We start from the raw sequence: 6,248 nt of genomic DNA, 5'->3' as shown, positions 1-6,248 counted from the left end.
GTGCGGCCGTCGCGGCGTGCACCGAGAGCAGGTTGTCCATCCGGGGCGCGGCGACCAGCTCGCGGTCCCGTCCCAGGTAGGAAGGCGCCTCGACGGCGTGCGGCATCAGGTCCCAGCCGGTCACGTCCGCCGGATCGACGTCCGCCTCACCGGCGACGAAGCGGATGAGGTCGCCCTCCTCGACCTCGCCCAGGCCCCAGATCGGCTGCATGTGCTTCTGGCGGTCGAGCTTGAGCCCCTCCGGGTTGGCGGACCGGTCCAGGTGGACGGCGAGCTGCGGCACCCGCAGCAGCGGCCGGTCGATGTTCACCAGCCGGTGCGAACCGTCACGCAGGGACAGCCGGCCCGCCAGGCCGAGGTCCCGGTCGAGCCAGGTGTTGAGGAGGGTGCCGCCGTAGACCTCGACGGCGATCTGGCGCCAGCCGTACGCGCCCGTGTCCGGACGGGGCTTGACCCGCAGATTGGGGGAGTCGGTGTGGGCCCCCACGATCCGGAACGGGGTGTGCGCCGCGGCGCCCTCCGGCACGTACCAGGCGACGATCGCCCCACCGCGCAGGACGTACTTCCCGCCCGCCGAGGCGTCCCAGGCCGCGGTCTCCTCGACCTGCCGGAAACCGGCCTCCTCCAGCCGGGCCGCGGCCGTGGCGACGGCGTGGTACGGGGAGGGACCGGCCATCAGGAAGGCCATCAGGTCGTCGGTGTGCCCGCGGTCGAAGCGGAGGGAAGAACTCATGTTCTTCACTGTATCGACGGCGGGCCGGGAGGGTTCACGGCGGATGGCCGCCGACGCCCGTCATCGTCCGGAAGGCCCCGCCGCCACGAGGACGGCCCGCCCCCCCCTGCGCAGGGGGGGCGGGCCGTCCTCACGTGCCTGGCGTGACGAGCGGGGGCACGCCCTAGAACGCGGCCTCGTCCAGCTCCATCAGCGAGTTGTCCACGGACTCGGCGAGCGCGCGCTCGGCCGAGACGCCCGGCAGGACGTTCGCGGCGAAGAACTTCGCCGCGGCGATCTTGCCCTGGTAGAAGGCGACGTCCTTGGCGGAGGCGTTCCGCAGCTTCTCGGCCGCCACGGCCGCGCCCTTGAGCAGCAGGTAGCCGACGACGACGTCGCCGGAGGCCATCAGCAGGCGGGTGGTGTTGAGGCCGACCTTGTAGATGTTCTTGACGTCCTCACCGGTCGCGGTGAGGTCGGTGATCATCGTGCCGACGATCGCCTCCAGGTCCACGGCGGCCTTGGCGAGGTTGTCCAGCGCGCCGGCCAGCTCCTCGTTGCCCTGGGCCTCGGCGAGGAACTTCTTGATCTCCTCGGAGAGCGTGTTCAGCGAGGCGCCCTGGTCGCGGACGATCTTCCGGAAGAAGAAGTCCTGGCCCTGGATCGCGGTCGTGCCCTCGTACAGGGTGTCGATCTTGGCGTCACGGATGTACTGCTCGATTGGGTACTCCTGGAGGTACCCGGAGCCGCCGAAGGTCTGGAGCGACTGCGCGAGCTGCTCGTAGGACTTCTCGGAGCCGTAGCCCTTCACGATCGGGAGCAGCAGGTCGTTGAGGCCGTGCAGCGCCTTGGAGTCCTCGCCCGCGGCCTCCTTGACCTGGATCGCGTCCTGGACGGAGGCGGTGTACATGACCAGGGAGCGCATGCCCTCCGCGTACGCCTTCTGCGTCATGAGGGCGCGGCGCACGTCGGGGTGGTGCGTGATGGTGACCTTGGGGGCCGTCTTGTCCATGAACTGCGACAGGTCGGTGCCCTGGACGCGCTCCTTGGCGTACTCCAGCGCGTTGAGGTAGCCCGTCGACAGGGTCGCGATGGCCTTCGTGCCGACCATCATGCGGGCGAACTCGATGATGCGGAACATCTGGCGGATGCCGTCGTGCTTGTCGCCGATGAGCCAGCCCTTGGCGGGGTGCTGGTCGCCGAAGGTCATCTCGCACGTGTTGGACGCCTTGAGGCCCATCTTGTGCTCGACGTTCGTCGCGTACACGCCGTTGCGCTCACCGAGCTCGCCGGTGGTCCAGTCGAAGTGGTACTTCGGGACCAGGAAGAGCGAGAGGCCCTTGGTGCCGGGGCCCGCGCCCTCGGGGCGCGCCAGCACGTAGTGGAGGATGTTCTCGGACATGTCGTGCTCGCCCGAGGTGATGAAGCGCTTCACGCCCTCGATGTGCCAGGAGCCGTCCTCCTGCTCGACCGCCTTCGTGCGCCCGGCGCCGACGTCCGAACCGGCGTCCGGCTCGGTCAGGACCATGGTCGAGCCCCACTGCTTCTCGACGGCGATCTCGGCGACCTTCTTCTGCGCCTCGTTGCCCTCGTCGAAGAGGATGCCGGCGAAGGCCGGACCGGAGGAGTACATCCACACGGCCGGGTTCGAGCCGAGCAGCAGCTCCGCGTAGCCCCAGATCAGGGAGCGGGGGGAGGTGGTGCCGCCGATCTCCTCGGGGAGGCCCAGGCGCCAGTACTCGGAGTCCATGAACGCCTGGTACGACTTCTTGAAGGAGTCCGGGACCGGCGCGGTGCTGGTCTCGGGGTCGAACACCGGCGGGTTGCGGTCGGCGTCGGCGTACGAGTCGGCGAGCTCGTTCTCCGCGAGGCGGGTGACCTCGTCGAGGATCGACTTCGCGGTGTCGACGTCCATCTCCTCGAACGGACCGGTGCCGTACACCTTGTCCCGCCCGAGTACCTCGAAGAGGTTGAACTCGATGTCGCGGAGGTTCGACTTGTAGTGCCCCATGGCAAGGCTCCGTAATCAATAGCAGTGGCGCTCAGCGCCCCGGGGAGGGTGAGGATCGGGCGACAGGCCGGCGCGTACGTATCAGCTGACCCCACGATGATGCTACCCGCCAGTAATAAGACGCAACCCCTCAAGGTGGAGATGTGTCCGATTACTCTTTGCGGCATGTATGGCTACGACCAGAACCCGGGCGCGCAGCAGCAGATGGCCGGCGGCTACGGCGAACAGCCGCTGTATCCGGAGCCCTCTCCGCCGTCCCTGGCCGACGCGGTACGGGCCTTCACGACCGGCTCCCTCTCGGCGGAGGACTTCCAGCAGATCTTCGCGACGTCCAAGGTCTACTGTCCGCGGGGTGACAATCCGGGCTTCCTCGCCCTGCACAACACCCAGCAGCCGGTGATCCCGATGTTCACCACGCTCAAGGAGCTGCGGCGGTACGCGGGCAAGGAGTCCAAGTACTTCGTGATCACCGGCGCCGAGGTGATCGACCTGCTGCCGACCGGCTACGGCTTCGTCCTGGACATGGAGGGCGACCACCGCATGGTCTTCGACGCCAAGGCGGTGGAGCAGATGGTCGACTTCGCCATGCGCCGTATGTACGGCTAGAGCCCCGTACGGCATGTACGGCTAGAGCCCCGCGGGACCTGGACGGGCCCGGACCGAGACGCCTCGGTCCGGGCCCTCGTGCTGTCCGGGAATACCGGGCGCCTTGCGAGATGTTCACCATTCAACTAAATTGAAGGCACGACCCAGCCGGAGGTGGCTCCCATGCCCGCAGTGACCGTCGAAAACCCGCTGACCCTGCCCCGGGTGGCCGCCCCGGCGGACGCCGTGGCCCGTCCGGTGCTGACCGTGACGACCGCGCCCTCCGGTTTCGAGGGCGAGGGGTTCCCGGTGCGGCGCGCCTTCGCCGGCATCAACTACCGGCACCTGGACCCGTTCATCATGATGGACCAGATGGGTGAGGTGGAGTACGCGGCGGGCGAGCCGAAGGGGACTCCCTGGCACCCGCACCGCGGCTTCGAGACGGTCACCTACATCATCGACGGCAGCTTCATCCACCAGGACAGCCACGGCGGTGGCGGCGCCATCGAGAACGGCGACACCCAGTGGATGACGGCCGGCTCGGGGCTGCTCCACATCGAGACGCCGCCCGAGGCCCTCGTGATGTCCGGCGGGCTCTTCCACGGCCTCCAGCTCTGGGTGAACCTGCCCAAGGCGGACAAGATGATGGCTCCGCGCTACCAGGACATCCGCGGCGGCCAGGTCCAGCTCCTCGCCTCCTCGGACGGCGGCGCGCTGCTGCGCGTCATCGCCGGCGACCTCGACGGCCACGAGGGCCCGGGCATCACCCACACCCCCATCACCATGATCCACGCGACCGTCCGGCCCGGCGCCGAGGTGACCCTGCCCTGGCGCGAGGACTTCAACGGCCTGGCCTACGTGCTCGCCGGACGCGGGTCCGTCGGTGAGCAGCGCCGTCCCGTACGGACCGGGCAGACCGCGGTGTTCGGCGCGGGCTCCTCGCTGACCGTCCGGGCCGACGAGTCGCAGGACGGCAACACCCCGGACCTGGAGGTCGTCCTGCTCGGCGGACGCCCCATCCGGGAGCCGATGGCGCACTACGGGCCGTTCGTGATGAACACGCAGGCCGAGCTCCAGCAGGCCTTCGAAGACTTCCGGGCGGGCCGCCTCGGCAGCGTCCCCTCCGTCCACGGCATGTGACGGGACGTCCGGCGTACGGGTGACGGTGTGTCACCTGTACGCCTGTGCGCCGGGGCGCGGTACCCGCCCCGTGATCAGGTGGGGGGATGCCTCCCCGGAAGCACCTCCTGCCCGAGAGCGCGCGGCGGACTGCCGCCTGGTGCGGTGTGCTGCTGCTGGTCACCGGAGTCGCGGCGGTGGCCGTCTGGCTCTGCGTCACCCTCAAGACCGCCGTCACCCCTGTGCTGCTGGCCCTCCTCGGCACGGCTCTGCTCGGACCGGTCCACCGCTGGCTGACCGCCCGCAAGGTGAACCGGTCGCTGGCCGCCGGGCTCACCTGCGCGGCGCTCGTCGCGGTGGTCGGCGGCGCCGGCTACATCGTCGTCACCGCGCTGATCGACAGCGGTGACCAGATCGCCGCGTCGCTGAAGCAGGCCATGCAGTGGGTCACCGACCACTTCCACATCGACGGGCTCGCCGATCCCGACGACCTGGCGGACCACGCCAAGGGCCTCGTCGAGAAGTTCGGGGCGAGCGCGGCGGGCGGGCTGCTCACCGGCATCAGCCTCCTCGCCACCCTGGGGGCCACCGCCGTCCTGGCGCTGCTGCTGACCTTCTTCTTCCTGCGCGACTCCGACCGCGCCCCGCACCTCGCGCACGTCGTCGCCCCGCGGGGCACCGGTGACCTCGTGGAGGCGATGGGACGCAGGGCCTTCGAGGCGGTCCAGGGCTTCATGCGCGGGACCACGCTCATCGCCCTGATCGATGCCGTGTGCATCACCGTCGGCCTGCTGATCCTGCGGGTGCCCGGTGCGGTGGGGCTGGGAGCCCTGGTCTTCGTCGGCGCGTACGTCCCGTACCTGGGGGCCTTCGTCTCCGGGGCCGTCGCCGTGCTGGTCGCGCTGGCCGACCGGGGCTTCGTGATCGCGCTCTGGGCGCTGGGCGTCGTCCTCGCCGTCCAGCTGCTGGAGGGCCATGTGCTCCAGCCGGTCATCCAGAGCCGTACGGTCCAGATGCACCCGGCCGCGATCCTGGTCGCGCTGACCGCGGGCGCGAGCGTGGCGGGACTGCTGGGCATGCTGCTCGCGGTGCCGTTCTGCGCGGCGGTGTCCGGCGTGATCGGGGAGCTGCGCCACGGGAAGGACCTCCCCCGGGGCCCGTGAGCCGCGCGAGGCCTTGCGGGGCCCGTGCACCGCCCGGCCCTCGCGCGGGGCTCATGCGCCGCCGGTGACGCCGAGCTCCGCCGGTTCCCGGGACTCGTAGAGCTCGAACCAGGTGCACTTGCCCTCCCCGCGCGGGTCCACCCCCCACGCGTCGGCGAGCATCTCCATCAGCATCAGGCCCCGGCCGCTGGACGCCATCTCGCCGGGCCTCCGCTTGTGCGGCAGCTCGTCGCTGGAGTCGGCCACCTCGACGCGCAGCCGACGCTCGCCCCGCACGCCGGTCACCTCGGCGAGGAGGAGGGCGTCGCCGTCCGTGTGGACCAGCACGTTCGTCGCCATCTCGGAGATCATGAGTTCCGCCGAGTCCACCTGCTCCCCGTCCGCCCAGTCGTGCAGCAGCTCGCGCAGCTGCTGCCGGGCGGCGGCGATCCGCTCGGGCTCGGCCTGGGCGATGGTCATGGCCGAGCGGCGGTGCGGGACCGTGCGCGTGCGGCTGTGGTCGCGGCGCAGCACCAGCACCGCGATGTCGTCCTCGCGGCGGTCCACCAGCGGGCCGGTCGTGGAGTGCGACTCGGGGCCGTGCACGGCCTGCACCAGGGCGTCGGCCAGCTCCTCCAGGTCGTCCACGGGCTGCTCCAGGACCTGTCTCTTATACACA

General features: G+C 70.4%; 5 protein-coding genes and 1 pseudogene. 3 read left to right on the top strand and 3 right to left on the bottom strand.

Annotated features, from left to right (window positions below; translation table 11 throughout):
• Both IH13_RS0113690 and IH13_RS0113685 read right to left on the bottom strand, forming a co-directional pair.
• Positions 1–733 (bottom strand): annotated as a pseudogene (locus tag IH13_RS0113690) (M18 family aminopeptidase); the annotation flags it as partial.
• Positions 734–896: 163 nt separating this feature from the next.
• On the bottom strand, positions 897–2,723 hold the full coding sequence (locus IH13_RS0113685) for an acyl-CoA dehydrogenase (protein WP_031084222.1): 1,827 nt from the start codon (positions 2,721–2,723) through the stop codon (positions 897–899).
• 165 nt (positions 2,724–2,888) lie between these two features.
• On the opposite strand from IH13_RS0113685, the gene IH13_RS0113680 reads away from it, so the two are divergent.
• The 3 genes from IH13_RS0113680 (at position 2,889) to IH13_RS0113670 (ending at position 5,590) form a co-directional block, all read left to right on the top strand.
• Positions 2,889–3,329: an SseB family protein gene (locus IH13_RS0113680; RefSeq protein WP_019992517.1), complete on the top strand. Its 441-nt coding sequence runs from the start codon at positions 2,889–2,891 to the stop codon at positions 3,327–3,329.
• 162 nt (positions 3,330–3,491) lie between these two features.
• The gene (locus IH13_RS0113675) at positions 3,492–4,448 is read left to right on the top strand and encodes a pirin family protein (RefSeq protein ID WP_031084220.1); all 957 of its coding nucleotides are present in this window, start codon (positions 3,492–3,494) and stop codon (positions 4,446–4,448) included.
• 86 nt (positions 4,449–4,534) lie between these two features.
• Positions 4,535–5,590: an AI-2E family transporter gene (locus IH13_RS0113670; RefSeq protein ID WP_031084218.1), complete on the top strand. Its 1,056-nt coding sequence runs from the start codon at positions 4,535–4,537 to the stop codon at positions 5,588–5,590.
• Positions 5,591–5,641: 51 nt separating this feature from the next.
• Here the strand turns inward: IH13_RS0113670 and IH13_RS0113665 are convergent.
• A partial coding sequence (locus tag IH13_RS0113665; protein WP_199814650.1) for an ATP-binding protein occupies positions 5,642–6,248 on the bottom strand: 607 nt, incomplete at its 5' end.

It is taken from the genome of Streptomyces sp. NRRL WC-3549, from assembly GCF_000721935.1.
In the GTDB taxonomy this organism is placed as follows: Bacteria; Actinomycetota; Actinomycetes; order Streptomycetales; family Streptomycetaceae; genus Streptomyces.
This window is presented reverse-complemented; position numbering and strand designations above follow the sequence as displayed.